This is a genomic window from Pseudomonas sp. L5B5 (assembly GCF_020520285.1).
In the GTDB taxonomy this organism is placed as follows: Bacteria; Pseudomonadota; Gammaproteobacteria; order Pseudomonadales; family Pseudomonadaceae; genus Aquipseudomonas.
The window spans coordinates 5,420,176-5,446,447 of record NZ_CP084742.1 but is presented as its reverse complement, the minus strand read 5'-3'; the positions used below and the strand labels follow the sequence as shown (position 1 = coordinate 5,446,447).

The 26,272-nt window shown below is 62.1% G+C and carries 21 protein-coding genes and 1 pseudogene; 12 read left to right on the top strand and 10 right to left on the bottom strand.

The window, feature by feature from the left end; genetic code table 11:
- Window position 1: 1 nt before the first annotated feature.
- The 4 genes from cyoB to hmpA form a co-directional block, all read right to left on the bottom strand.
- Window positions 2–2,020, bottom strand: a complete 2,019-nt coding sequence (gene cyoB, locus LGQ10_RS25000; RefSeq protein WP_058436541.1) for a cytochrome o ubiquinol oxidase subunit I — start codon at window positions 2,018–2,020, stop codon at window positions 2–4.
- A gap of 3 nt (window positions 2,021–2,023) precedes the next feature.
- Window positions 2,024–2,968: a ubiquinol oxidase subunit II gene (cyoA, locus tag LGQ10_RS24995; RefSeq protein WP_226526188.1), complete on the bottom strand. Its 945-nt coding sequence runs from the start codon at window positions 2,966–2,968 to the stop codon at window positions 2,024–2,026.
- A gap of 794 nt (window positions 2,969–3,762) precedes the next feature.
- On the bottom strand, window positions 3,763–4,272 hold the full coding sequence (locus LGQ10_RS24990) for a disulfide bond formation protein B (RefSeq protein WP_058436363.1): 510 nt from the start codon (window positions 4,270–4,272) through the stop codon (window positions 3,763–3,765).
- Window positions 4,273–4,771: 499 nt separating this feature from the next.
- On the bottom strand, window positions 4,772–5,953 hold the full coding sequence (gene hmpA / locus LGQ10_RS24985; RefSeq protein WP_226523514.1) for an NO-inducible flavohemoprotein: 1,182 nt from the start codon (window positions 5,951–5,953) through the stop codon (window positions 4,772–4,774).
- A 154-nt stretch (window positions 5,954–6,107) separates the two neighbouring features.
- Between hmpA and norR the strand changes: the two genes are divergently transcribed.
- From norR to LGQ10_RS24960, 5 genes are all read left to right on the top strand, one after another.
- Entirely contained in the window at window positions 6,108–7,664 is a 1,557-nt protein-coding gene (gene norR, locus LGQ10_RS24980; protein WP_226523513.1) for a nitric oxide reductase transcriptional regulator NorR, read from the top strand.
- A gap of 138 nt (window positions 7,665–7,802) precedes the next feature.
- On the top strand, window positions 7,803–8,705 hold the full coding sequence (locus LGQ10_RS24975) for a chemotaxis protein CheV (protein WP_058438159.1): 903 nt from the start codon (window positions 7,803–7,805) through the stop codon (window positions 8,703–8,705).
- 3 nt (window positions 8,706–8,708) lie between these two features.
- A complete protein-coding gene (locus tag LGQ10_RS24970; protein ID WP_226523512.1) occupies window positions 8,709–9,188 on the top strand; it encodes a GNAT family N-acetyltransferase in 480 nt (159 codons plus the stop codon).
- A gap of 176 nt (window positions 9,189–9,364) precedes the next feature.
- Window positions 9,365–9,691 (top strand): hypothetical protein, encoded by a 327-nt coding sequence (locus LGQ10_RS24965; protein ID WP_058438155.1) that lies wholly within the window; start codon window positions 9,365–9,367, stop codon window positions 9,689–9,691.
- A gap of 90 nt (window positions 9,692–9,781) precedes the next feature.
- Window positions 9,782–10,531: a YkgJ family cysteine cluster protein gene (locus LGQ10_RS24960; RefSeq protein WP_226523511.1), complete on the top strand. Its 750-nt coding sequence runs from the start codon at window positions 9,782–9,784 to the stop codon at window positions 10,529–10,531.
- A gap of 36 nt (window positions 10,532–10,567) precedes the next feature.
- On the opposite strand, the gene LGQ10_RS24955 is transcribed toward LGQ10_RS24960, so the two are convergent.
- From LGQ10_RS24955 to LGQ10_RS24950, 3 genes and pseudogenes are all read right to left on the bottom strand, one after another.
- Complete coding sequence (locus LGQ10_RS24955) at window positions 10,568–11,713, bottom strand: methyl-accepting chemotaxis protein (protein ID WP_413247635.1); 1,146 nt, start codon at window positions 11,711–11,713, stop codon at window positions 10,568–10,570.
- Window positions 11,714–11,869: 156 nt separating this feature from the next.
- Window positions 11,870–12,151: pseudogene (locus tag LGQ10_RS31665) on the bottom strand (PAS domain-containing protein); the annotation flags it as partial.
- A 158-nt stretch (window positions 12,152–12,309) separates the two neighbouring features.
- Entirely contained in the window at window positions 12,310–12,543 is a 234-nt protein-coding gene (locus LGQ10_RS24950; protein WP_058433710.1) for a hypothetical protein, read from the bottom strand.
- 214 nt (window positions 12,544–12,757) lie between these two features.
- Here LGQ10_RS24950 and LGQ10_RS24945 point away from each other — a divergent pair, with 214 nt between their 5' ends.
- The 7 genes from LGQ10_RS24945 to LGQ10_RS24915 all read left to right on the top strand — a co-directional run bounded on the left by LGQ10_RS24945 (window position 12,758) and on the right by LGQ10_RS24915 (window position 22,635).
- Window positions 12,758–13,918, top strand: a complete 1,161-nt coding sequence (locus LGQ10_RS24945; RefSeq protein WP_226523509.1) for an efflux RND transporter periplasmic adaptor subunit — start codon at window positions 12,758–12,760, stop codon at window positions 13,916–13,918.
- Window positions 13,915–17,010 (top strand): multidrug efflux RND transporter permease subunit, encoded by a 3,096-nt coding sequence (locus tag LGQ10_RS24940; RefSeq protein ID WP_226523508.1) that lies wholly within the window; start codon window positions 13,915–13,917, stop codon window positions 17,008–17,010. The genes LGQ10_RS24945 and LGQ10_RS24940 overlap by 4 nt, the downstream gene beginning before the upstream one ends.
- An 8-nt stretch (window positions 17,011–17,018) precedes the next feature.
- Window positions 17,019–17,696, top strand: coding sequence for a heavy metal response regulator transcription factor (locus LGQ10_RS24935; protein WP_058433713.1), 678 nt, complete (start codon window positions 17,019–17,021; stop codon window positions 17,694–17,696).
- A complete protein-coding gene (locus tag LGQ10_RS24930) occupies window positions 17,686–19,050 on the top strand; it encodes a heavy metal sensor histidine kinase (protein WP_226523507.1) in 1,365 nt (454 codons plus the stop codon). Before LGQ10_RS24935 ends, LGQ10_RS24930 begins: the two co-directional genes overlap by 11 nt.
- A gap of 176 nt (window positions 19,051–19,226) precedes the next feature.
- Window positions 19,227–19,451 carry a hypothetical protein gene (locus LGQ10_RS24925; RefSeq protein WP_058433715.1) on the top strand — a complete coding sequence of 75 codons (225 nt, stop codon included), beginning with the start codon at window positions 19,227–19,229 and terminating at the stop codon, window positions 19,449–19,451.
- A gap of 190 nt (window positions 19,452–19,641) precedes the next feature.
- Complete coding sequence (locus tag LGQ10_RS24920) at window positions 19,642–20,973, top strand: OprD family porin (RefSeq protein ID WP_226523506.1); 1,332 nt, start codon at window positions 19,642–19,644, stop codon at window positions 20,971–20,973.
- A gap of 138 nt (window positions 20,974–21,111) precedes the next feature.
- Window positions 21,112–22,635 carry a sensor domain-containing diguanylate cyclase gene (locus LGQ10_RS24915; protein ID WP_226523505.1) on the top strand — a complete coding sequence of 508 codons (1,524 nt, stop codon included), beginning with the start codon at window positions 21,112–21,114 and terminating at the stop codon, window positions 22,633–22,635.
- Between the two features lie 68 nt (window positions 22,636–22,703).
- Here LGQ10_RS24915 and lpxC read toward each other — a convergent pair whose 3' ends face one another.
- From lpxC to ftsA, 3 genes are all read right to left on the bottom strand, one after another.
- Complete coding sequence (lpxC, locus tag LGQ10_RS24910; protein ID WP_011063304.1) at window positions 22,704–23,615, bottom strand: UDP-3-O-acyl-N-acetylglucosamine deacetylase; 912 nt, start codon at window positions 23,613–23,615, stop codon at window positions 22,704–22,706.
- Window positions 23,616–23,727: 112 nt separating this feature from the next.
- Window positions 23,728–24,921 (bottom strand): cell division protein FtsZ, encoded by a 1,194-nt coding sequence (gene ftsZ / locus LGQ10_RS24905; RefSeq protein WP_058437373.1) that lies wholly within the window; start codon window positions 24,919–24,921, stop codon window positions 23,728–23,730.
- A gap of 82 nt (window positions 24,922–25,003) precedes the next feature.
- Window positions 25,004–26,263 (bottom strand): cell division protein FtsA, encoded by a 1,260-nt coding sequence (ftsA, locus tag LGQ10_RS24900; RefSeq protein ID WP_058437374.1) that lies wholly within the window; start codon window positions 26,261–26,263, stop codon window positions 25,004–25,006.
- Between the last annotated feature and the right edge of the window lie 9 nt (window positions 26,264–26,272).

Genomic DNA, 26,272 nt, shown 5'->3' with positions numbered 1-26,272 from the left:
ATTAAGCCTGTTCCAACGAGGTTTCAACACGGGTAGCCGGGATCTTGTTCTCCGATACCAGACGCTTGTGCTGCTCGGCTTCGATGCGCTCGATCGTCTCGACCGGCACCATGTAGCCTTGATCATCACGGGCAGCGTGGATCGCGAAATAGATCACGGTGCCAGCCAGGCTTGCGATGGCCAGCCACCAGATGTGCCAGATCATGGCGAAACCGAACACGGTCAGCAGTGCCCCCATGACCACACCGGTAGCGGTGTTGTTGGGCATGTGGATCGGCTGGTAGCGGCCTGGCTGCGCGTAGGCAGTGCCGTCTTCCTTGGCTTCGGTGAACGGGTCGATGCCTTCGGCTTTCGGCAGTACAGCGAAGTTGTAGAACGGCGGTGGCGACGAGGTCGACCATTCCAGGGTGTGAGCATTCCATGGGTCGCCGGATACGCACATGTTCTGCTTGCGGTCACGCACACTGACGTACAGCTGGATCAACTGGCAGGCGATACCCACGGCGATCATCACCGCGCCCACCATGGCCACGTACAGGTACGGTACCCACTCAGGGTTGGTGGTGGCGTTCAGACGACGAGTCATGCCCATGAAGCCCAGTGCATAGAGCGGCATGAAGGCGACGAAGAAGCCCGAGATCCAGAACCAGAATGCTGCCTTGCCCCAACCTTCGTGCAGCTTGAAGCCGAAGGCTTTCGGGAAGTAGAAGCTGAAGCCGGCGATGTAGCCGAATACCGCGCCGCCGATGATCACGTTATGGAAGTGCGCGATCACGAACAGGCTGTTGTGCAGGACGAAGTCCGCACCCGGGATGGCCAGCAGTACGCCGGTCATGCCGCCGATGGCGAAGGTCACCATGAAGCCCAGGGTCCACAGGACCTGGCTGGTGATGCGCAGGCGACCGTGGTAGATGGTGAACAGCCAGTTGAACAGCTTCACCCCCGTCGGGATCGAGATCAGCATCGTCGCCAGACCGAAGAAGGCGTTGACGCTGGCCCCCGAACCCATGGTGAAGAAGTGGTGCAGCCAGACCATGAAGCCCAGGATCGAGATCGCGCCGGACGCGTAGATCATCGAGTGGTGGCCGAACAGGCGCTTGCCGGAGAAGGTCGAGATGACTTCGGAGAAGATACCGAACGCCGGCAGGATCAGGATGTACACCTCGGGGTGACCCCAGGCCCAGAACAGGTTCACGTACATCATTGGATTGCCACCAAGTTCATTGGTGAAAATGTGGAAATCCATGTAACGGTCAAGCGTCAGCAGTGCCAGGGTAGCGGTGAGGATCGGGAACGAAGCCACGATCAGCACGTTGGCCCAGGTGCAGGTCCAGGTGAAGATCGGCATGTCCATGATCTTCATGCCCGGGGTACGCATCTTCAGTACGGTGGCGAGGAAGTTGACCCCCGTCAGCGTTGTCCCCAGACCCGAGAGCTGTAGCGCCCAGATGTAGTAGTCCATACCCACGCCAGGACTGTATTGCAGACCCGACAACGGCGGATAGGCAACCCAGCCGGTCTTGGCGAATTCGCCAACGCCCAGGGACAGGTTGATCAGCACGACGCCGGACACCAGCAGCCAGAAGCTCAGGGAGTTGAGGAACGGATAGGCCACGTCACGGGCACCGATCTGCAGCGGCACGACAAGGTTCATCAGGCCGGTGAAGAATGGCATCGCCATGAAGATGATCATGATCACACCGTGGGCGGTGAAGATCTGGTCATAGTGTTCAGGTGGCAGGTAACCAGGCGAACCCTCGGTGGCCATGGCCAGCTGGGTACGCATCATGATGGCGTCAGCGAAGCCGCGCAGCAGCATGACCATGGCGACGATGATGTACATCACGCCGATTTTCTTGTGGTCGACCGAAGTCAGCCACTCGGTCCACAGGTAGGTCCACTTCTTGAAGTAGGTGATTGCCGCGAACAGCGCCAGACCACCCAGCGCGATCATGGCAATGGTCACCATGACAATCGGCTCGTGGAACGGAATCGCTTCCAGACTTAATTTACCAAACATCGTTTACTCCTCTGCCCCGGCAGCTGAATGCGAACTCACGTCCATCCCTTGCGTTGCAGCCAGTTCCTTTTCTTTCTTCTCGTGCTTGAGCGGCTTGCCCGGTTTCATGCCTTCATACTTGTCGATGATGGTCTGGAACAGGTTCGGCGCGTAGGCGGAGTAGAGCTCTACAGGATTGTTCTGGCTCGCCTTGGAAAGGGCTTCGTATTCAGCGGTGTCCAGCTGTTTAGGTGCCTTCTTGACTTCGTTTACCCAGGCGTCGAAATCTTCCTGACTGGTTGCGATCGCTTTGAACTTCATGCCGGTGAAACCCGCGCCGCTGTAGTTGGCGGAGATACCTTCAAGTTCGGTGTTCTGGTTGGCGATCAGGTGCAGCTTGGTGGTCATGCCCGCCATCGCATAGATCTGGCCGCCCAGGCCCGGGATGAAGAACGAGTTCATCACGGTGTCGGAGGTCACGCGGAAGTTGACCGGGGTATGGGCCGGGAACACGATCTTGTTGACGGTGGCGATCCCTTGCTCGGGATAGATGAACAGCCACTTCCAGTCCATTGCCACGACCTCGATGGTCACCGGCTTGACGTCGGACTCCAGCGGACGATAAGGGTCCAGGGCGTGGGTCGACTTGTAGGTCACATAGCCCAGGGCAATGATGATCAGGATCGGCACGGCCCATACGGCCACTTCGATCTTGGTAGAGTGGGACCACTTCGGCGCGTAGGTAGCGTCTTTGTTGGAAGCCCGATATTTCCAGGCAAAAGCGAAGGTCATGATGATGACCGGCACAACCACCAGCAGCATCAGAATGGTTGCAGTGATGATCAGGTTTCGCTCGTCCAGACCAACCTGACCCTTGGGATCAAGCAAGGTCCATTTGCAGCCTCCCAGCATCAACATGCTGAGCAGCGGCAATAAGCCTAGTAATCTGGGGTACCTGTTTTTACTCATCTCACGACCTCTAAAGCAGCTTGCGCAATGCAGTTGGGTTTTGATCGCCAACACTTCACCCTGCCAAGGGTTGGCATTTTTCTTCAATTGAATAAGGGCCTGCCCGTTGGGTGAAACGCTCAACGACACATCCCGGGCTAGCAGTGGTTCTTATTCGATCTCGTGGTCAAAGGCCTTGTTACAGACCAATTCCATTTGGTGCGGAAGTTAGGAAGGCGCCGACACCTGCAGTCGCATGGAACGCTCAAATCGCTCCTCGACTGTCCTCGTGTGCTCAGGGGTGAGCAGCGTCGGAAATTCAGTGCGGGCGATTGTAGATATGTCGCGTTTTATAAACCATGTCTTATCCCGAAATAATTTTTATCGCTCACCGCAACAATCCCACATGATTGTTACGAAGGCGCCCAATCATATCGATTTTCATTCTCAACAAAAACCCCAAAAAAGCCCCTCTGACAGACTCGTCCAAGGCTGGAAAAAGTGGCTGAAAGCCGCCATCCACATGGCTTTACCCCTTGTAAAACGGGGTCTGTGAAGATTTGTATAGATAGCAGGCTATGATTTCCCGCAACCCTGCTCGCATACACAAATTGACAGGCTTGAGTTGAACCAGTTGGGTAAATTGCAGTCCCTTGAAACTCTTCTTCCCTCCTCCTGCGACCGCATCAGTGTGACAACATGTCGCACTTTTGTTGCACCCCGTCTTGCCGCAAATCACGGACTTTTCAACATCACCGTGCCCGACACGAAAAAGCCCCGGCCCCTGTCGAGGGGCCGGGGCTATTTCCGGTGGATCAGTAGCTGTTCTTGCGGTTGCGCACGATACCCAGCGGCACCAGGATCACCGTCAGCACGAAGGCCACCAATGCCCATTGGGCCAGGGACAACCCCAGGATCGGTGGGTATGGCGTGGAGCAAAAGCCATCGACCTGGAAGCCCAGGGGAAAGATGCTCGCCAGCGGCAGGCTGTCGACGATTGGCTGCAGCACATCGATGCCACAGCTCACCGACGGGTAGAACTGGGTATACACATGGTGCCCCGCGACCCCGGCGCCGGCGATGGCACTGATGACCACCAGGGTCTCCATGATGGTGATGCCGCGCCGCGAACTCAGGGCAGCGCCGATGAAGGCGAAGATCGCGATCAGCAGCAAAGCGTAGCGTTGCAGGATGCACAACGGGCAAGGCGCCTCGCCCAGCACCACCTGCATGTACAGGGCTCCGCCGATCAGAGCCAGGCAGATCACCCCAAGCAGTACCAGGAAGCGTCGTTCCCGTCCCAAACGCAGTCTGTCGTCACTCATCCCTATTCCTTTTTCTGTCTGTTGCAGCGGCCCGCCCGCGTCTGTCGCGGCGGCACGCAGTGGAGTTGCCAAGTGGCCGGTTTGCCGTCGCAATGCCCGGAAGTCTACACGCTGAACATGACCTTTGAATGCATTGCTTGAAGGCTGAAAGCCAAGGCCCGCCGGGCAGCCACAGGTGTCCACCCGCTGATTCGGGCACCCGCGGGCCGGGCGTTATCGCTGGGAATTAACGACAGGCAGGTTAAGCCGGGATTAACGAGACAGTCGCCCTTTCAAGGTTGGCCAATGGCTGGGGAAATTGCCGATGCCCCAAGGCTCCTGGAGGACAGGAGCAGGTAGGCGGGTGATGCTGGCAGGAGCGAGGCTTGCCCGCGATGGACTTCAGAGCGCTGGGTTTATCCAGTGAACACGCGCTAGCGTTAACTACCATCGCGAGCAAGCCTCGCTCCTACAGGGGATCAGCTCCCTTTACTGATGGGTATTACGGCAGGCGGGAGGGTTATACCAGGGCCGCAGCCGGGCCGAAGAACTCGTAGCGGCTCTGCTGCTCGGGAATGCCCAGGGCCTTCAGATGACGCTTGATCGCCACCATGAAACTCTTGGGCCCCAGGAAGTAGGCATCCAGATCACGCTGCTCGGGCAGCCATTGGGCCAACTGATCCTGGCTCAACAGGCCCAGCTTGTCAGCCGCTGGGCTGACGCCATCATCCTCGGCATAACAGTAGAAGCGCTTGAGCTGTGGATAACGCGCGGCCAGGGCGTCGACCCACTGGCGGAACGCATGCACCTGGCCATTGCGTGCGCAGTGAATGAAGTGCACCGGGCGCTCGGTGGCCAGCGCAGCCTCCAGCATCGGCAGGGTCGGGGTGATACCGACGCCGCCACTGATCAGAACCAGCGGCTTGTCGCTGGCCTGCAGGGTGAACTCCCCGGCGGGCGGGAACAGCATGATGCTGCTGCCCACCTGGCAGCGATCGTGCAGGTAGTTGGAAGCCACGCCACCGGCTTCGCGCTTGACGCTGATGCGGTACTGACCCTGGTCGGACAAGGCCGACAACGAGTAGTTACGACGGATTTCCTGACCATCGACGAACAGTTGCAGGCCAATGTACTGGCCCGGCTCGGCTGCGAGAATGGGTGCCTGGTCGACAGGCTCGAAATAGAAGGACGTGATTTCCGCGCTCTCTTCCACCCTGCGCACCAGCTTGAACGCCCGGGCACCACGCCAGCCGCCCGGGGCCTGGGCCTTCTCGTCATAGATGGCCGCCTCGGCGCCGATCAGGATATTCGCCAGCTGGTTGTACGCCGCGGCCCAGGCAGCGATCACTTCCGGGGTGGCGATCTCGCTGCCCAGGACTTCTGAAATGGCCCGCAACAGGCAACTGCCGACGATCGGGTAGTGCTCTGGCAGGATTTGCAGCGCGACGTGCTTGTTGATGATCTTGGCCACCAGGTCTCCCAGCTGGTCCAGCTGGTCGATATGCCGGGCGTACATCAGCACGCCGTTGGCCAGGGCCCGGGGCTGGTCACCGCTGGTCTGGTGGGCCTGGTTGAACAGCGGACGGACCTCGGGGTACTCGGAGAGCATCATCCGGTAGAAGTGGGTGATCAGGGCCTCACCGCCGCTTTCCAGCAGGGGCACGGTGGATTTGATGATGGCGCGGTCTTGGACGCTTAGCATGGGACAACTCCTGGACTTATGACTGCTTGCAGGTTTCCCTTTCCTAATCAGTATTCATGCCAGAATTTAAATTCAATAAAATCAGTATGTTAAAACAAAGATGGTCAAAAAGACCCTTAGGCACTTATAGTCATTAGGACCATAAGGAGTCTTTATGACTGCAAAAGCCCTGCTGACCACGCTGCTGCCGCTGGTCACTGACCTGTCCCGGGAACTGCCGGAAGGGGAACGCTATCGCCGACTGCTGGAAGCCCTGCGCGTACTGCTTCCATGCGACGCCGCCGCGCTGCTGCGCCTGGATGGGGAATGGCTGGTGCCGCTGGCCGTCGACGGCCTGAGCACCGATACCCTGGGGCGGCGCTTCAAGGTCAGCGAACACCCGCGCTTCGCCGCGCTGCTCAGCAGCCCGGGGCCTACCCGCTTCGCCAGCGACAGCCAGTTGCCGGACCCCTACGACGGCCTGGTGGAGGGGCTCGCCGAGCACCTGGAAGTCCACGACTGCATGGGCTGCCCGCTATTCATCGAAGAGCGGCCCTGGGGCCTGCTGACTCTCGACGCCCTGGACCCGCAGCGCTTCGAACCCATCGAACTGGACGCCCTGCAAGCCTTCGCCAGCCTTGCCGCCGCCACGGTCAGTGCTGCCCAGCGTATCGAACGCCTGGCCCAACGTGCCGAGAACGAACACCAGCGCGCCGAGGTGTATCGCCAGGCCAGCGGCCAGCCCCGGGAAATGATCGGCCAGAGCAAGGCCCACAAGCACCTGATGGAAGAAATCGCCCTGGTGGGCAGCAGCGACCTGACGGTGCTGATCACCGGTGAAACCGGAGTCGGCAAGGAGTTGGTGGCCCAGGCCATCCATGCCGCCTCGCTGCGTGCCGACCAACCGCTGGTCAGCCTCAACTGTGCGGCCCTGCCGGACACCCTGGTGGAGAGCGAGCTGTTTGGCCATGTACGTGGCGCCTTCACGGGGGCTACTCAGGATCGCCAGGGCAAGTTCGAACTGGCCAACGGCGGCACCCTGTTCCTCGATGAAGTCGGCGAACTGCCACTGCTCGTCCAGGCCAAGCTGCTGCGCGTGCTGCAAAGCGGCCAGCTACAGCGCCTGGGCTCGGACAAGGAACACCGGGTGGACGTGCGCCTGATCGCCGCCACCAATCGCGACCTGGCACAAGAGGTACGTAACGGCCGCTACCGCGCCGACTTCTACCATCGCCTCAGCGTCTACCCGCTCCGGGTACCGGCCTTGCGCGACCGGGGCCGCGACGTCCTGTTGCTCAGCGGCTACTTCCTGGAACAGAACCGTTCGCGCATGGGCCTGGGCAGCCTGCGCCTGAGCGCCGACGCCCAGGCGGCGCTGCTGGCCTACAACTGGCCGGGCAACGTCCGCGAACTGGAACACCTGATTGGCCGCAGCGCCCTCAAGACCCTGGGCAACCACCGGCAACGGCCGAAGATCCTCACCCTCGACGCACCGGACCTGGACCTGCCCCGGGCCAGCGAAAAGCCTGGCGCGCCTGCCGAGCCCGGCCCGCCACCCGTGCTACCGACCGCAGTGCCGGGGGACCTGCGCCAGGCCACCGAACACTACCAGCGCCGGCTGATCGAGGCCTGCCTGGAACAACACCAGGACAACTGGGCCGCCGCCGCCCGTGAGCTAGGCTTGGACAGGGCCAACCTGGGCCGCCTGGCCAGGCGCCTGGGCCTGAAATGATTGCACCTGGCCCCTCACCGGCTGCGACTGCATGGATCGGGCAATCCGGCTAAAGCCCATCCTGAAAGCGTCGATAACCCGTTATCAATGGTTGTCCGTGGCTTGATCCACGCGCCAATTCTTCCAGAGAAGGTTTTTATGTCCTCCAACAAAGCCCGCGCAGATTCGCTTTCGCTTCTGCTGTTTACCTTGCGCAGCGGCAAGCTGATGGCAATCAACCTGCTTAAAGTCAGTGAAATCATTCCCTGCCCGCCCCTGACCAAGCTGCCTGAGTCCCATCCGCACGTAAAAGGCATCGCCACCCTGCGTGGCAATTCCCTGTCGGTGATCGATCTCAGCCGGGCCATCGGCGAGCGCCCCCTGGCCGATCCCGATGCCGGCTGCCTGATCGTCACCGACGTCAGCCGCTCCAAGCAGGGCCTGCACGTACAGGCCGTGAGCAAGATCGTGCACTGCCTGACCACAGACATCCGCCCACCACCCTACGGCTCCGGTGGCATCAAGTCATATATCACCGGGGTGACCCAGGTGGACGGAACCCTGGTCCAGGTACTGGATATCGAGAAGGTGATCCACGGCATCGCTCCGACCCAGATCGAAATGGCGCCCACCGAGCTGAGCATGGAAGACGCCGAAGCCCTGGGCAGCGCACGCATCCTGGTAGTGGACGACAGTCAGGTGGCGCTGCAGCAGTCGGTGCACACCCTGCGCAACCTTGGGCTGCAATGCCACACGGCCCGCAGCGCCAAGGAAGCCATCGACTGCCTGCTGGAACTGCAAGGCACGGCCAACGAAATCAACCTGATCGTCTCGGACATCGAAATGTCCGAAATGGACGGCTATGCCCTGACCCGGACCCTGCGCGAAACCCCGGACTTCTCCCATCTGTACGTGTTGCTGCACACCTCTCTGGACAGCGCCATGAACAGCGAGAAGGCGCGCCAGGCCGGTGCCAATGCAGTACTGACCAAGTTCTCCTCGCCGGAGCTGACTCGCTGCCTGATCGAGGCCGCCAAGGCCATCGCCACCCAGGGACGCTGACCATTGGACGACCGCTATTGCCTGTTGATGCGCCGCGAGCTGTCGGGGCCCCTGGCCACTCCCCTGTGGCCCGAAGGGATCACCGTGCAGCGTTACGCTCCCCAGCTGGCTGGCGATGTGCATCATCTGATGCAACAGGGCTACCTGGACGGTGGCGGTCGCGTCCCGGACCTCGACACGTGGCGCAACGCCTTCCAGTCCGATGCCGAATACGATCCCCAACTGTGCCTGGTCGCCCTGGAAGCCGGGCGGGTGATCGGCGTGGCCCAGTGCTGGACCAGCGCCTACCTCAAGGACCTGGTGGTAGATGCCGACGCCCGTGGCCGGGGCCTGGGCCAAGCATTGCTGCAACAAGTGTTCGTGATGTTCGCCGAACGCCGTGAAGCCTGGGTCGACCTCAGGGTCCTGGAAGACAACCTGCCGGCCCGTCGTTTGTACGACAGCGCCGGCATGCACGTGGTCCGCCGCGAACGAGTGCCGTAGCCCTGAAGATCCGCCGACCGCTGCGCAAAACCCGCTGCCGAGCCTGCGAGGCTGCGACAAGGCCCGCAGGGCCTTCAGTGACCTCGATCCGCCGTCCTGCAGCAGCGGCCACATGCAGCGAACGGAGCACCGTTGGCGTGGTCCACCGTCGTACTCCACATCGAGGCTCCGTCACCATGAACTGCAAGCCCCTGGCCCTGCTCTGTCTCTGCGCCCTCGCCGGCCAGGTCCATGCCTCCAGCGACCAGGCCTGGGCCGAGCTGGAACAGGCCGTGCAGCGCAGTTGCATCCAGGCCAGCGGCCTGAAGAATCCGAAACCGTTGGGCCACAGCGCGCAGTTCGACGACCAGCTCGGCTACACCGCCCTCCTGCTGCAAGGCCAGTACCCACAGAAACACATGCAGGGCCGCAGCGGCATCGAGCTGTGCCTGTACCACCGCCCCAGCCGCAAGGCTGTGGTCAGCGAGTGGGACAGCATTCGCCCAGCACTCAAGGCCCGTTGACTGGCGCAGTACTTGCTTCGCTAGCGGCATCCGTGGCGTCGGACAACAGAAAAACGACGCCCCCATCGATCCGCTTTGGTTGCTTGCCCCATGAACACTCGGTTTTCCTGCGTAGGCTGCGGCAAGTGCTGCCACGACCACCATGTCCCCCTGACTCTCGCCGAAGCCCGCGCCTGGGCAGTCGATGGCGGGCAGGTGATCGTGCTGGTAGAAGCCTTTCTCGGCAACGGCCTGGGCTTGCCGGCAGAGCAGCGTGAACATGCCCAAAGACGCTCGTGCCGGGTGCCCAGCGGCAACACCGACGCCTATGTGGCGATCACTTTCGCCGCCTACAACGTCGGGCCCTGCCGGAATCTTGACGAACAGCAGCTGTGCCGCATCTACGAGCGCCGGCCACTGGTGTGCCGCATCTATCCCATGGAGATCAATCCGCACATTCCCCTCGCCCCCGAGGCCAAGGAATGCCCGCCGCAATCCTGGGAACAGGGCCCGCAGCTGATCCTGGGCGGCGAATTGGTGGATGAAGAACTGGCCGCGCTGATCCAGCGCTCGCGCCAGGCGGACCGCGATGACATCCAGATCAAGCAAGCCGTCTGCGCCCGGCTAGGCATCCGCACCACGGCGCTCAAGGGTGACGGCTTTACCGCCTACCTGCCGGACATGGGCGCCCTGGCCAATACCATCGACCAGCTCCAGGCCGCCCCCCTGGCTGCGCCGGAACAAGCCTGGAGTTTCCACCTGTCCGGCGAGCAGGTAGCCGCAGAAGTGGCGGCCAGCGGTGCTCTGGTGATCAGCGACACGCCCCTGAACTACGCGTTCATCCCGCTGCGGGCCGCCTGAGCCGGGGCTTTGCGGCGAGCGGTCAGGGGTCAGGGGTCAGGCGCGCTTGTGCCAGAACTCCAGGGCCAGCTGCCGCAAGTCTCCTGCCAGGCCGGCCACGTCGCCGGAATTGACATGGCTGAGCTGACCGGCACTGACCGTGGCCTCGCAGGCGTTGCGAATACCGATGATGTTGCGGTTGATGTCCTCGCTCACCGCACTCTGCTCTTCCACCGCTGCGGCGATTTGCAGGCTCATCTCGGTGATCTGGTTGACCCGCTGGCTGATGCCGTCCAGGGCCACGGCCGCACGCTGGGCCTGGTCGACACTGCTCTCCACATGCTGGCTGCTGTGCTGCATGGCCTCCACTGCATGGCGCGCGCCGGTCTGCAGGGTGCTGATCATGCGCTGGATTTCGTTGGTGGAGTCCTGGGTGCGCTGGGCCAGCCCCCGCACCTCATCGGCCACCACGGCAAATCCACGCCCCTGCTCCCCGGCCCGGGCCGCCTCGATCGCCGCATTCAGGGCCAGCAGGTTGGTCTGCTCGGCAATACTGCGGATCACTTCCAGCACCCCGGAGATATCGATGCTGTGGCTCTCCAGTTGGTGGATGACTTCGGTGGCTCGCTCAAGCTCGCTGGCCAGGCGCAGCACCGCACTGCGGCTTTCTCCCACCAGCAAGTGACCTTCGCGGGTTTCGCTCTCTGCCTGATCAGCCGCCACCGAAGCCTGCTGCGCATGGGTCGCCACCTCGGCCACGCTGGCAGCCATCTGGTGGATGGCCGCCGCGACCTGGTCGGTCTCGGCCTGCTGCTCCAGGGTGCTGCTGTGACTGCAGTGCAAGTGTTCCACCAGCTCCGCGGCATGCCCGGCCAGGCGCTGGGACGCATCACCAATACGCCCGACCACCGCGCCGACCTGGGCCTCGAGCATCTGCAGGGCGAATTCGATACGCCCGAACTCATCCAGCCGCCCGGTGTAGATGCCCTGGCTCAAGGGGTTGTCGCCAATCTGCCGGGCCCGCTCGGTGAGTCGCTCCAGTGGCCGCAACTGCCAGCCGACCCCCAGCGCTCCCAGGCAGCAGCCCAGGGCCACCGCCGCCCCCTGGTAGATCCACGAATGGGGCAACAGCCAGACCGAGATGCCGAAGCTGCCGATTAAACTGGCACTGATCCAGGTCCACAGGCGCAGACGCAGGCTCATCACCGGCAACAGGTTCCACCAGGAAGGCCCCGGATTGTTCAGGCGACCATAGGCTCGTTCCGCCGCCTCGACCTGACGCTGGCTGGGCTTGGTCCGCACTGACTGGTACTCCACCGCCTGGCCGTCGCGGGTGACGGGCGTGACATAGGCGCTGACCCAATAATGATCGCCGTTCTTGCAACGGTTCTTGACCATGCCCATCCACGAACGACCGCGCTTGAGGGTGCGCCACATGTGGGCGAAGGCCGCCGCCGGCATGTCCGGATGGCGCAGCAGGTGATGGGGCGAGCCCAACAATTCCTCACGGCTATAACCACTGATATTGATGAAGTCAGGGTTGGCGTAGGTGATCGCGCTGGTCAGATCGGTGGTCGAGAGGATGTTCGCATCGGGGGCAAAGTCCACGTTTCGCCCAGTAACCGGAAGGTTGATCTTCATGGGAAGCGCGCTCGTATTTGTTGGGTGGAGTCAGCAGGGCTGCTGACTCTAAGCGCACTGAAAGCACAAATACTGATCCAGCTCAGTTTTAAAGCAATTAGCCATCATCGTGCTGGAGAAAGGGTAAATCACCGCTTTATCCGCGATTGTCGGCGATCTCAGCGTTTGCCCATCGAGCGCCGAGTGCCCGAAGGCGCTACACCGGGAGTCTTGGCGTGGTAGTCGCCGGCGCCGCGCTGATGGTTGGGCTGGCGGGCGTTCTTGGCCACCAGGAACTGCGCGGGCTTGAAGGGGAACTTGAATGCTGGGATCGCAGCCTTGCCTTCGCTGTCGATGGCGACCGGATCGGCATTGGCAACTTCGCCAGCATCGGGCTGTACGGGGGACGTCATGGGAACTCCGGGGAGAATGGACAATTCGGGCCAGGGGCGGCCACGCAAGAGCGGCAGTATACCTGCGCACCGCAGGACTTTGATCGAGTCCGCCACGGGGAGTTTTCTGACAGCGCTGACAGCTGGCCGTCACCGTGCTGACCCGGTCGCTGGCTTATAACTGCCCACAGATCATGGCCATTCCTGCGACATCACAGCCTCGGCGCCCTCCCCCATGCCCATTGCCAAGAAAACCATCGTCACCGTCGCCCTGCTCGTGGCCCTCGCCGCCAGCGCCGCGTGGCTCCTGAGCAAGCCGTCGACCGCCAAGCTGGCCACCCCCACGGCGATCCCGGTGCGGGTCGTGGAGGTCATGCGCCAGGACGTGCCGCGCTACAGCAGTGGCATCGGCTCGGTGCTGTCGCTGCACAGCGTGGCCATTCGACCCCAGGTGGACGGCATTCTTACTCGGTTACTGGTCAAGGAGGGGCAACAGGTCAAGGCCGGTGATCTGTTGGCGACCATCGACGACCGCTCGATCCGCGCCGCCCTCGACCAGGCCCGGGCACAGCTGGCGCAAAACCAGGCGCAGTTGCAGGTGGCCCAGGTCAACCTCAAGCGCTACAAGTTGCTGTCGGTGGATGACGGCATCTCCAGGCAGACCTACGACCAGCAAGCAGCCCTGGTCAATCAGCTCAACGCCACGGTCCAGGGCAACCTGGCGGCCATCGACGCGGCCCAGGTACAGCTGTCCTACACCCAGATCCGCTCCCCTGTGACGGGTCGCGTGGGCATTCGCACCGTGGACGAAGGCAACTTCCTGCGAATGACGGACACCCAGGGCCTGTTCTCGGTGACCCAGATCGATCCCATTGCCGTGGAATTCTCGTTGCCGCAGCAGATGCTGCCGACCCTGCAACGGCTGATCAAGGCCCAGTCCCCGGCGGCCGTCATGGCCTACCAGGGCGCCGACAGCGACAGCCCGGGGGCGCTGCTGGGCAACGGCCACCTGACCCTGATCGACAACCAGATCAACACCAGCACCGGCACCCTTCGCGCCAAGGCCGAGTTCGACAACGCCGGGCAAGCGCTCTGGCCCGGGCAACTGGTGACGCTGAAGATCCAGACCGCGCTGGACCAGGGAGCACTGACCGTACCGCCGACCGTGGTCCAGCGCGGCCTGGACCAGCACTTCGTGTACCGGGTCAAGGGCCAGCAGGTGGAAGCGGTGCCCGTGCAGGTGCTGTATCAGGACAGCGGCTTGACTATCGTTTCCGGGGTCCAGGCCGGCGATGTGCTGGTCAGCGACGGCCAGTCGCGACTCAAGCCCGGCTCCCAGGTCCAGGTGGTGGGTGACCCACCCCAGCTGGCCCGGGCCGAGGAATCCAAGCCATGAAAGGTCAGGGCTCGATATCCGCCTGGTGCGTCGATCATCCGGTCGCCACCGTCCTGCTGACCTTTGCCCTGGTACTGCTGGGGCTGATCGCCTTTCCGCGCCTGCCGGTGGCTCCGCTGCCGGAAGCCGAGTTCCCCACGATCCAGGTCTCGGCGGCCCTGCCCGGGGCCAGCCCGGACACCATGGCCTCTTCGGTGGCCACACCGCTGGAAGTGCAATTCAGCGCCATTCCCGGCATGACCCAGATGACCTCCAGCAGCGCCCTGGGCACCTCCTTGCTGACCTTGCAGTTCACCCTGAACAAGAGCATCGACACCGCCGCCCAGGAAGTGCAGGCGGCGATCAACACCGCCGCCGGCAAACTGCCCAAGGACATGCCCACGCTGCCCACCTGGAAGAAGGTCAACCCCGCGGACAGTCCGGTGCTGATCCTCAGTATCAGCTCGATGCAGATGCCCGGGACTGAACTGAGCGACTATGCCGAGACCCTGCTGGCCCGGCAGATCAGCCAGATCGACGGCGTCGGCCAGATCAACATCACCGGCCAGCAGCGCCCGGCGATCCGGGTCCAGGCCTCGGCGGACAAACTGGCGGCCATCGGACTGACACTCGCCGACATCCGCCTGGCGATCCAGCAGACCAGCCTCAACCTGGCCAAGGGTGCCCTGTACGGCGAGTCGAGCATTTCCACCTTGTCCACCAATGACCAACTGTTCCATCCCGAGGAATATGGGCAACTGATCGTTTCCTACAAGGATGGCGCACCGGTGCACCTGCAGGACGTGGCACGGGTGGTCAGCGGCCCGGAAGACGCCTACGTCCAGGCCTGGTCCGGCGACCAGCCCGGGGTCAACCTGGTGATTTCGCGCCAGCCCGGGGCCAACATCGTCGAGACCGTGGACCGGATCCAGGCGGCCCTCCCGGGCCTTGAGGCGATGCTGCCGGCCTCGGTGCAGGTCAAGGTGCTGGTGGACCGGACCCAGACCATCCGCGCCTCGCTGCACGAAGTGGAGATCACCCTGCTGATCGCAGTGCTGCTGGTGGTGGCGGTGATGGCGCTGTTCCTGCGCCAGTGGTCGGCTACCTTGATCGTCTCGGCAGTCCTGGGCGTCTCGCTGACCGCCAGTTGCGCGCTGATGTACGTGATGGGGTTCAGCCTGAACAACCTGACCCTGGTGGCCATTGTCATCGCCGTGGGGTTCGTGGTGGACGACGCCATTGTGGTGGTCGAGAACATCCATCGGCACCTGGAGGCCGGCGACGGCATGCGTGAGGCAGCGATCAAGGGTGCCGGGGAGATTGGCTTCACCGTGGTGTCCATCAGCTTTTCCCTGGTGGCGGCCTTCATTCCCCTGCTGTTCATGGGCGGCGTGGTGGGCCGGCTGTTCAAGGAGTTCGCCTTGACCGCGACCTCGACCATCATGATCTCGGTGGTGGTCTCGCTGACCCTGGCGCCGACCCTGGCCGCGCTGTTCATGCGTGCACCGGTGCACTCGGAACACACCGCCCCCGGTTTCGGCGAGCGTCTGCTAGCCCTTTACGAACGCGGCCTGCGCCGGGCCCTGGCTCACCAGAAGCTGATGTTGGGGCTCTTCGCCCTGACCCTGGGCATGGCCATCGCCGGCTACATCATGATTCCCAAGGGGTTCTTTCCGGTGCAGGACACCGGTTTCGTCCTTGGCACCACCGAAGCTGCGGCGGACATTTCCTACCCGGACATGGTGAAGAAACACCAGGCGCTGGCCGAGATCGTTGCCGCCGATCCGGCAGTGCAGGCGTTCTCTCATTCAGTGGGCGTCTCGGGCAGCAACCAGACCATCGCCAACGGTCGTTTCTGGATCTCGCTGAAAAAACGTGGCGAACGTGACGTCTCTGCCAGCGCCTTCATCGACCGCATTCGCCCGCAACTGATGGCGGTGCCGGGAATCACCCTCTACCTGCGGGCCGGCCAGGACATCAACCTCAGTTCCGGCCCAAGCCGGGCCCAGTACCAGTACGTGCTGAAAAGCAATGACGGCCCGACCCTGAGCACCTGGACCCAACGCCTGACCGAGAAGTTGCGCGGCAACCCGGCCTTCCGCGATATTTCCAACGACCTGCAACTGGGTGGCAGCATCACGCACATCGATATCGACCGGACCGCCGCGGCCCGCTTCGGCCTGACGGCCAGCGATGTCGACGAGGCGCTGTACGACGCCTTCGGCCAGCGCCAGATCAACGAGTTCCAGACCCAGGTCAACCAGTACAACGTGATCCTCGAACTCGATACCCGGCAACGGGGCAAGGCCGAGAGCCTCGCCTACTTCTACCTGCGCTCGCCGCTGACCGGGGAGATGGTGCCGCTCTCGGCCCTGGCACGCTTCGACGCGCCCACCGTAGGGCCGTTGTCGATTGCCCACGACGGCATGTTCCCTGCGGCCAACCTGTCGTTCAACCTGGCGCCGGGCGTGGCCCTGGGGGACGCGGTGATCCTGCTGGACCAGGCCAAGCGCGAAATCGGCATGCCAGCGGCCATCAGCGGCAATTTCCAGGGCGCGGCCCAGGCGTTCCAGAGCTCCCTGGCCAGCCAGCCGTACCTGATCCTCGCGGCGCTGGTGGCGGTGTACATCATCCTCGGGGTGCTCTACGAAAGCTTCGTGCATCCCTTGACCATCATCTCCACCCTGCCCTCGGCGGGCCTGGGCGCCCTGCTGATGCTCTGGCTGTGCGGCCAGGACTTCTCGATCATGGCGCTCATCGGGCTGGTGCTGCTGATCGGCATCGTCAAGAAGAATGGCATCCTGATGATCGACTTTGCCCTGGAGGCCCAGCGCAATCGCGGGCTTGCACCGCAGGAGGCGATCTACCAGGCGTGCATCACGCGCTTTCGACCGATCATCATGACCACCCTGGCCGCCCTGCTCGGCGCCTTGCCGCTGATGCTCGGCTACGGCGCTGGTGCGGAGTTGCGCCAGCCCCTGGGCATCGCCGTGGTCGGCGGCCTGCTGGTGAGCCAGGCCCTGACGCTGTTCACCACGCCGGTCATATACTTGTGGCTCGAGCGGCTGTTCCACCGGCCCCAGCCGGCCCTGATGCCGGCGACCAAAACCTGAGGCGGGTCATGCGCGTTCTGATTATCGAAGACGAAGAAAAAACCGCGGACTACCTGCATCGCGGGCTGACCGAACAAGGCTATACCGTGGACCTGGCCCGGGATGGCATCGAGGGCCTGCACCTGGCCCTGGAAAGCGACTACGGCGTGATTGTGCTGGATGTGATGCTGCCTGGCCTGGATGGCTTCGGAGTGCTGCGGGCCCTGCGTGCTCGCAAGCAGACCCCGGTGATCATGCTCACCGCCCGTGAACGGGTGGAAGACCGGGTCAAGGGCCTGCGCGACGGCGCCGACGACTACCTGGGCAAGCCGTTCTCCTTTCTCGAACTGGTCGCCCGGCTGCAGGCGCTGACCCGCCGCAGCGGTGGCCACGAACCGGTACAGATCACCATCGCCGACCTGTGGATCGACTTGATCAGCCGCAAGGCCAGCCGTGCCGGCACTCGCCTGGACCTGACCGCCAAGGAGTTCTCGCTGCTCAGCGTGCTGGCCCGGCGCCAGGGCGAAATCCTGTCCAAGACCGCCATTGCCGAGATGGTCTGGGACATCAATTTCGACAGCGATGCCAATGTGGTGGAGGTGGCGATCAAGCGCTTGCGGGCCAAGCTCGACGGTCCTTTCGAGCACAAGTTGCTGCACACCATCCGTGGCATGGGTTATGTACTGGAGAGCCGCGGTGGCGAGTAACTCCATCGCCCTGCGCCTGAGCGGGCTGTTCACCCTGGTGGCGCTGCTGGTCTTCCTGTTGATCGGTGCCGCCCTCTATCAACAAGTGGACAAGGGCCTGGGCCTGCTGCCGGAAGCCGAACTGGACGCGCGCTACAGCGTGCTGGAGTCGGCCCTGACCCGCTACGGCAATCCCGAGCACTGGGCCAAGATCAACGCCAAGCTCAAGCTGCTCAGCGAGGAAGACAAGCGCATCCGCTTCTGGGCCATCAGCGGCGATCCCGCCTATGAGTACGGCAACCCCGATGCGCGCCTCCGCGCCTTCGCCCAGGGCCCGCTGGGCATGCGCGACCTGGCCTTGAACGACCATCCCTATCCCCTGCGGGTGCTGGTCAGCCAGTTGCCGGCCAAGGAGCAGCGGCCGGCCCTGCGCTTCCTGATTGCGATCGATACCGACACTTTCCACCAGACCCAGCATCAGTTGCTGATGGCCCTGATCGGCCTGGCCATCGCCGGCGTGCTGCTGGCTTCGGCCATGGGCTACTGGGTGGCACGGATCGGCCTCAAGCCGCTGATCAAGCTGTCCCAGGAGGCCCAGCGCCTGACCCCGCCCAGGCTCTCCGGGCGTCTGCAGCTCTCTCCGTTGCCACCAGAACTGAACCAGTTCGTCAATTCGTTCAATTCCACCCTGGAGCGAGTCGAGCAGGCCTACTCGCGCCTGGAGTCGTTCAATGCCGATGTGGCCCATGAACTGCGCTCGCCCTTGACCAACCTGATCGGCCAGACCCAGGTCGCCCTGACTCGCGGACGCTCGGCGGAACACTATTTCGAGGTGCTGCAGTCCAACCTCGAAGAGCTGGAGCGCTTGCGCACGATCGTCAACGACATGCTGTTCCTGGCCAGCGCCGACCAGGGCAGCAAGGCCACCAAGCTCACCAGCGCCTCGCTGGCCACGGAGGTGGCGACCACCCTGGACTACCTGGATTTCATCCTCGAGGATGCCCAGGTCAGGGTCGAGGTCGAAGGCGATGCCCAGGTCCGGATCGAGATCGCCCACCTGCGCCGGGCCCTGATCAACCTGTTGAGCAATGCCGTGCAGCACACGGCTGCCGGGGAAGTGATCCGCGTGCGCATCGAGTTGCAGGAGCAACAGGTGGCAATCGCCGTCAGCAATCCGGGCCAGGAAATCGCCAGCGAGCACCTGCCGCGGTTGTTCGAGCGTTTCTATCGGGTGGATGCTTCTCGCAGCAACAGCGGGGCCAACCATGGCCTGGGCCTGGCCATCGTCAAGGCCATCGCCTTGATGCACGGGGGCGACGTCTTCGTGCACAGCGACCAGGGCATCAATACCTTCGGCCTGCATCTGCCCCTGTGAATTGCGCGGCCAGCGCCCGGTGCTGACCGCTGGCTGCAAAATATTGCAACCATCATCCTGTTGACTGTTGTTTTTTTGGTAACAGTCCTTATCCTGTTCGGCTCTTTTTCCAGGCGGGTCGTGGTTATATTTTTGTCGCACCGAATAGAACTTGCTCTGCAAGAAGGTCTTCAGAAATGTCCAACAGTATGGGTATCGCCAGCGCGTTTGTTTTGTCTTCCCTGTTCGTGGCCCCGGCTGCCATGGCCGAGGAATCCCAGGCTTTCGTCGCTCGCAATGCCGCACGCGCCGCCGCTTTCGAACAAGCGCAGATGGCCCAGGCCGCCCAGCAGCAGAACAGTCAGCAAGCCCAGAAGATCACTGCCGAGCACAGCCAGGCTGATGCCCGCAAAGACAGTTGATTCGCGACACCGACTCGTTTCCCTCGATAACTTCTGCGGGTTCAATCCCGAAGTGAGTTGTCTTAAAGCCGCTGACTTCAGCGGCTTTTTTTTGTCGTGGAGAAATCCTCGGCACATTCGTCATGTACAGAACAAGAGACAACCGAATTCAAAATAAAAAATCATCTTCACCCACCAAAGGAGCTACACGTTGTTCAGGACTTCACTGAAGGTCAGCCCGCTGTTCATTGCAATCGCTGCAACGATCCCAAGCCTGGGACACGCCGCCGAAGAAGGCACCAGCGAGGGTTTCGTCGCTGGATCAAGCCTCAAGCTCAACGCCCGCAACTACTACATGCACCGCAACCGCCAGCAGCACAACGATGACAACATCGAGTGGGGCCAAGGGTTCCTCGGGGTCTTTGAATCCGGATACACCGAAGGCACCGTGGGTTTCGGCCTGGATGCCAATGCCATGCTCGGCCTCAAGCTGGACGGCGGTGGCGGCACCGATGGCTCGAGCATCCTGCCGATCAGCGGCAGCGGCAGTGACGGCGGCAAAGCTCCGGGATCGTTCTCCACCGCTGGCGCGACCCTGAAAATGCGTGCCTTCGATACCGAACTCAAGGCTGGCGACCTGTTCCTCAACAACCCGGTGATCGCCGGCGGCATGAGCCGCATGCTGCCCCAGACCTTCCGTGGCGTGAGCCTGGCCAACCACAGCTTCGACGGCTGGTTGATCGAGGGTGGCCAGGCCAGCTTCACCAAGCTCTACAACCAGAGCGGCCACAAACGCATTGGCACCGCCTACGGCACCTTGCCCAGCAGTGATAAGAGCCGACATCTGAACTGGGCCGGGGTGGCCTGGAGCGCAGTGCCGGGACTGACCAGCAGCCTCTACGCTTCCGAGCTCAAGGACATCTGGAACCAGTACTACTACGATCTGGACTACACCTACGCGGTGAACGAACTGGTCAGCCTCAACCCGGGCCTGCACTTCTATCACACCCAGGACACCGGCCAGGCCCTGCTGGGCAACATCGACAACAACACCTACAGCCTGCACCTGACCGTTGGCGTGGGCAGCCACAGCGTCACCGCGGCCTACCAGCGGGTCAACGGCAACACGCCGTTCGACTACATCAACCAAGGCGACAGCATCTACCTGGACAACTCCCAGCAATACTCGGACTTCAACGGCCCGAACGAGCGCTCGTGGAAGCTCAAGTACGTCTACGATTTTGCCGGCCTCGGCTTGCCAGGCCTGACCTCCGGCCTGTCCTACTCGCGCGGCGAACTGGACCTGACCAAGGTCGATCCGGGCAGCCGTGGTTATGCCAAGTGGTACAGCGCCGATGGCAAGCACGCCAAGCACTGGGAGCGCGACCTGGATATCAAGTATGTGGTGCAAGGCGGCAAGGCCAAGGATCTGGCTGTGCGCCTGCAGTGGGCTACCAACCGTGGCGGCAACGGCTACGGCGCCCTGGACAACGACACCGATGAATACCGGGTGATCGTCGACTACCCGATCAACGTGTTCTAAGGGGCTGCAAACAAAAGGCCAGCAGGTTTTGCTGGCCTTTTGTTCAGGCGAGATTTATATAGCGCGCAGACGTGACCGATTTCTTTAGCCCACGTCCACACTAGACTTGAATCCGTCGACGTAGCAGAAGTCAAAATCATGAGCGTGAGCAGTGCGACACCCCGCACAGGGACAATCGCGTCAAATCCTGAACGTCTGCTGGTCCTGGTCAGTTCACTGACCGTCGTGGCCATTCTCGGTATCGTCACCTCCCTGCTGATCCGTGAACACGGGGCCGCCGAACAGGCCGCCACCCGTGCCGCCAACAATATCGTGCAACTAATCGACGCCGACGTATTGCGCAACGTCGAACTCTACGACCTGTCCCTCAAGGGGCTGATCAGTGCAGCGCAACGCAACGACCTGAAGGACGTTTCGGCGCCCATCCGTCATCTGGCGCTGTTCGACCGAGCCACCGCCGCGCCGTACAAAGGCGATATCCTGTTGTTGGACAAGCACGGCGATGTGGTTGCCGACTCGGCTTCGGTCGTGCCTCGCAAGGGCAATTTCGCCGATCGCGAGTACTTTCGGCCGCACATCGACGATCCGGACCCGGGAATGAAGATCAGCCCTCCGTTTCGCGCCCGCACTGCAGAGCATGACTGGCGGATCAGTTTCAGTCGTCGGCTGAGCAACGAGAATGGTGAGTTCATCGGCGTAGCCGAAGCGGCCATGCGCCTGGGCTACTTCAATGAGCTGTTCAAGAATTTGGACATCGGCCGCAACGGCACGATCAACCTGATCAGCCGCGATGGCTTTTTGCTCGCCCAGCAACCGCCCCTGGCGGACGACCTGATTGGCAAGAGTTTCAGCAATCGCCCCAACTTCGTACGCATCCTGCAAGAAGGCAATGGCAGCTTCAGCGGCGTGTCCAGCGTGGACAAGACACATCGGCTGTATACCTTTTCCCAGGTGGGCGACCTGCCGCTGATCGTGATTGTCGCGCTGTCCATCGATGAGGTCTTCAGCTCCTGGCGCCGCACCGCGCTGCTGGTCAGCGGTGCCACGGGAGTACTGTGCATTGCCCTGCTATGGCTGACCTGGCTGTTGTGTCGCGAACTGCGGGGTCGCCACCGCGCCGAACAGGAACTGTTGCGCCTGGCCGCTGTTGATCCCCTCACCGGCCTGGCCAATCGCCGCAGCCTGGACCTGGCCCTGAAAAACGAATGGGCCCGGGCTCAGCGCTCGCTCCAGCCGCTGTCGCTGTTGATGATCGATATCGATCACTTCAAGTCCTTCAACGATCGTTTCGGCCATCCGCTGGGGGATGAGGCCTTGCGCCTGGTGGCGCAGAACATTGCCGCCTGCGTGGGCCGCCCGACGGATCTGGCGGCACGTTATGGCGGCGAGGAATTCACGGTGATCCTGCCCGGCACCGATACGGCCGGGGCCTCGCTCATGGCCGAGAAGATCCGCGCCAGCATCGAAGCGCTGCCGGCCGTGACCGAACACGCCGTGCCCTTGACCGTCAGCATCGGCATCAATACCTGGTCAGGCGATGCTGGCACCCGCCAGGAGGACTGGGTGAGCAATGCCGACAAGGCGCTATACCAGGCCAAGTCCAGTGGACGCAATCGAGTGGTTTCCAACATGTCCCACGGTTGCTCCAGGTCCAGAGCCTGATTATCACGGGCATAAAAAAAGGCCATCCGGGGGGATGGCCTTCAAAACAAAAGGAAAGAGAGAGTTACTTACACGGCCGCAACGGGACGCATGTAAGAGATCGGTGCAGTGCTGGCATCTTCGAAGGTCACGACTTCCCAGGCATCTTTCTGCTCAATCAACTTGCGCAGTAGCTGGTTGTTCAGTGCGTGGCCCGACTTGAAGCCTTTGAACTCGCCTATCAGGCTATTGCCCAGCAGGTAGAGGTCACCAATTGCATCCAGGATCTTGTGCTTGACGAATTCGTCTTCGTAACGAAGACCGTCTTCATTCAGTACGCCATCCGAATCGACCACAATGGCGTTTTCCACGCTGCCACCGAGTGCGAGGTTGTGCTTGCGCAGGTACTCGATATCACTCATGAAACCAAAGGTACGGGCGCGACTGACTTCTTTTACGAACGAAGTGCTGGAGAAGTCCACGCTTGCACTCTGGGTGCGGTCACGGAAAACCGGGTGATCGAAATCGATCTCGAAGCTCACTTTAAAACCATCGAAAGGTACGAAAGTGGCGCGCTTGTCGCCGTCTTCCACTGTCACTTCACGAAGGATGCGGATGAACTTTTTAGCTGCGTCCTGTTCTTCGAGGCCAGCAGATTGAATCAGGAATACGAAGGGTCCGGCGCTACCGTCCATGATCGGGACTTCGGACGCGGAGAGCTCGACGTAGGCGTTATCGATGCCCAGGCCAGCCATGGCCGAGAGCAAGTGCTCCACCGTGTCCACTTTGACGTCACCGTTGACCAGAGTGGTCGACATGGTGGTTTCGCCAACGTTTTCCGCGCGAGCAGGAATCTGCACCACAGGGTCCAGGTCGGCACGACAAAACACAATGCCGGTGTCGACAGGCGCAGGCTTGAGGGTCAGGTATACCTTCTCCCCGGAGTGCAGGCCTACACCTGTGGCACGGATAATATTCTTCAGGGTGCGTTGTTTAATCATGGCTTGGGCCGCTTCAGCGCAAATTGCGAACTGGTATCAACAAAGGCTGGCGATAATAGCAGACCATGCCTTTGCTGAACACCAATCACCCTAATACCCCTGATACATTCCATCAATCGGCCTGACGACGCAGGAATGCCGGGATGTCCAGGTAGTCCAGATCATCTTGCGGATTCAGCTTCGCCGCGGTCGCCGCGTTCGACTGCGCCTGATTACGCATGACGGTCGGGCGATCCAGGTCACGGTAGTTCACCGACGGCAGTTCCTGGCGAGCAGGAGCTGGCGCTTGCGACTGGGCGGACATGGACGTCTGGACGGTATTGTCGATGACCTTCACAGGCTTCTCGATTTTCGCGCCCAGGCCGGTAGCCACTACGGTTACATGCAGCTCGTCACGCATGTCCGGATCGATAACGGTACCGACCTTGACCATGGCGTGTTCGGAAGCGAAGGCTTCGATGATGCTACCCACGTCGGAGTACTCACCCAGGGAAAGGTCAGGACCGGCGGTGATGTTCACCAGGATGCCGCGTGCACCTTCCAGGTTCACGTCTTCCAGCAGCGGGTTGCGGATGGCCGCTTCAGTGGCTTCACGTGCACGGTTAGGACCGCTGGCGCAGCCAGTGCCCATCATCGCCATGCCCATTTCGCTCATCACGGTACGTACGTCGGCAAAGTCGACGTTGATCATGCCTGGACGCTTGATGATGTCGGAGATACCGCGAACGGCACCGGCCAGCACGTCGTCTGCCTTGGCGAAGGCCGACAGCAGGCTTGCATCCTTGCCCAGGATGGTCAGCAGCTTCTCGTTGGGGATGGTGATCAACGAGTCGACGCTTTCGCTCAGCGCGCGGATGCCCTCATCGGCGATCTGCATGCGCTTGCGGCCTTCGAACGGGAACGGACGAGTCACCACCGCGACGGTGAGGATGCCCATTTCCTTGGCCACTTCAGCAATGATTGGCGCCGCACCGGTACCGGTACCGCCGCCCATGCCAGTGGTGATGAACACCATGTTGGTGCCCGTCAGTACTTCGGCGATACGCTCGCGGTCCTCCAGGGCGGCTTGACGGCCGACTTCCGGATTGGCACCTGCACCCAGGCCCTTGGTCACACCGGTACCCAGTTGCAGGATGGTCCGCGCGCCGATGTTTTTCAGCGCTTGAGCATCAGTGTTGGCGCAGATGAACTCCACGCCCTCAATGTTGCTCTTGACCATGTGATTGACCGCGTTGCCGCCGCCACCGCCTACGCCGATAACCTTGATTACCGGACTTTGCGGGATGTTGTCTACGAGTTCGAACATTTTCCCTCTCCTTTCATTCTCTAGTTTTTCGCCTACTGCCTACTGCCTACTGCGTTTACTGCTTGTCGCTTGAAACTGCTTCTTAGAAGTTGCCCTGAACCCAGCTCTTGATGCGATCGAGCAAGGCCGCCTTGGGTTCATCGCTGCTGTAGCTGTCGCGATTGCCGATGCCGGAGAACTGGATGCCGTCGGACTGCTTCTGCAATCCGTACTGCAACAGGCCGACACCGGTGGAGTAGATCGGATTGCGCACGACGTCCGACAGGCCCTTGACACTGTGGGGTACGCCCAGGCGGACCGGCATGTGGAAAATTTCCTCGGCCAGCTCCACCGCACCTTCCATCTTCGAAGTGCCGCCGGTGAGCACGATGCCCGCCGGGATCAAGTCTTCGTAGCCACTGCGACGCAGCTCGGCCTGGATCAGGGTGAACAGCTCGTCATAGCGTGGCTCGACCACTTCGGCCAGGGCCTGACGCGACAGCTCGCGCGGAGGACGATCACCGACGCTCGGCACCTTGATGGTCTCGCCAGCGCCGGCCAACTTGGCCAGGGCGCAGGCGTAGCGGATCTTGATCTCTTCGGCGTACTGGGTCGGGGTCCGCAGGGCCATGGCGATGTCGTTGGTCACCTGGTCGCCGGCAATCGGGATCACCGCGGTATGGCGGATAGCGCCTTCGGTGAAGATCGCCATGTCGGTGGTGCCGCCGCCGATATCAACCAGGCACACGCCCAGCTCCTTCTCGTCGTCGGTAAGCACCGCATAGGCCGAAGCCAGTTGCTCGAGGATGATGTCGTCGATTTCCAGGCCACAGCGACGCACGCACTTCTCGATGTTCTGCGCGGCATTCACCGCACAGGTCACTACGTGGACCTTGGCTTCCAGGCGCACGCCGGACATGCCCAGCGGCTCGCGCACGCCTTCCTGGTTATCGATCACGTAGTCCTGCGGCAAGGTGTGCAGGACTCGCTGGTCCGCCGGAATCGCCACCGCCTGGGCTGCGTCCAGGACCCGCTCCAGGTCCGCGGAGCTGACCTCGCGGTCGCGGATCGCCACGATGCCGTGGGAGTTGAGGCTGCGAATGTGGTTGCCCGCCACGCCGACGAATGCCGAGTGGATCCGGCAGCCGGCCATCAGTTGCGCTTCTTCCACTGCGCGCTGGATCGATTGCACCGTGGACTCGATATTCACCACCACGCCCTTCTTCAGGCCGCGGGATGGATGGGTGCCGATACCGACGATTTCCAGCGAGCCATCGGCCGCGACTTCGCCTACCAGCGCCACCACCTTGGAGGTGCCGATATCCAGGCCGACGATCATTTTGCCGCTTTGCACATTTGCCATGGTCCTGCC

What these genes read in the sequence shown, in the direction of transcription:
- cyoB (WP_058436541.1), bottom strand. Translation starts at nt 2,020, where the DNA reads ATGTTTGGTAAATTAAGTCTGGAAGCGATTCCGTTCCACGAGCCGATT.
- cyoA (WP_226526188.1), bottom strand. Translation starts at nt 2,968, where the DNA reads ATGAGTAAAAACAGGTACCCCAGATTACTAGGCTTATTGCCGCTGCTC.
- LGQ10_RS24990 (WP_058436363.1), bottom strand. Translation starts at nt 4,272, where the DNA reads ATGAGTGACGACAGACTGCGTTTGGGACGGGAACGACGCTTCCTGGTA.
- hmpA (WP_226523514.1), bottom strand. Translation starts at nt 5,953, where the DNA reads ATGCTAAGCGTCCAAGACCGCGCCATCATCAAATCCACCGTGCCCCTG.
- norR (WP_226523513.1), top strand. Translation starts at nt 6,108, where the DNA reads ATGACTGCAAAAGCCCTGCTGACCACGCTGCTGCCGCTGGTCACTGAC.
- LGQ10_RS24975 (WP_058438159.1), top strand. Translation starts at nt 7,803, where the DNA reads ATGTCCTCCAACAAAGCCCGCGCAGATTCGCTTTCGCTTCTGCTGTTT.
- LGQ10_RS24965 (WP_058438155.1), top strand. Translation starts at nt 9,365, where the DNA reads ATGAACTGCAAGCCCCTGGCCCTGCTCTGTCTCTGCGCCCTCGCCGGC.
- LGQ10_RS24960 (WP_226523511.1), top strand. Translation starts at nt 9,782, where the DNA reads ATGAACACTCGGTTTTCCTGCGTAGGCTGCGGCAAGTGCTGCCACGAC.
- LGQ10_RS24955 (WP_413247635.1), bottom strand. Translation starts at nt 11,713, where the DNA reads ATGAGCCTGCGTCTGCGCCTGTGGACCTGGATCAGTGCCAGTTTAATC.
- LGQ10_RS24950 (WP_058433710.1), bottom strand. Translation starts at nt 12,543, where the DNA reads ATGACGTCCCCCGTACAGCCCGATGCTGGCGAAGTTGCCAATGCCGAT.
- LGQ10_RS24945 (WP_226523509.1), top strand. Translation starts at nt 12,758, where the DNA reads ATGCCCATTGCCAAGAAAACCATCGTCACCGTCGCCCTGCTCGTGGCC.
- LGQ10_RS24940 (WP_226523508.1), top strand. Translation starts at nt 13,915, where the DNA reads ATGAAAGGTCAGGGCTCGATATCCGCCTGGTGCGTCGATCATCCGGTC.
- LGQ10_RS24935 (WP_058433713.1), top strand. Translation starts at nt 17,019, where the DNA reads ATGCGCGTTCTGATTATCGAAGACGAAGAAAAAACCGCGGACTACCTG.
- LGQ10_RS24925 (WP_058433715.1), top strand. Translation starts at nt 19,227, where the DNA reads ATGTCCAACAGTATGGGTATCGCCAGCGCGTTTGTTTTGTCTTCCCTG.
- LGQ10_RS24915 (WP_226523505.1), top strand. Translation starts at nt 21,112, where the DNA reads ATGAGCGTGAGCAGTGCGACACCCCGCACAGGGACAATCGCGTCAAAT.
- lpxC (WP_011063304.1), bottom strand. Translation starts at nt 23,615, where the DNA reads ATGATTAAACAACGCACCCTGAAGAATATTATCCGTGCCACAGGTGTA.
- ftsZ (WP_058437373.1), bottom strand. Translation starts at nt 24,921, where the DNA reads ATGTTCGAACTCGTAGACAACATCCCGCAAAGTCCGGTAATCAAGGTT.
- ftsA (WP_058437374.1), bottom strand. Translation starts at nt 26,263, where the DNA reads ATGGCAAATGTGCAAAGCGGCAAAATGATCGTCGGCCTGGATATCGGC.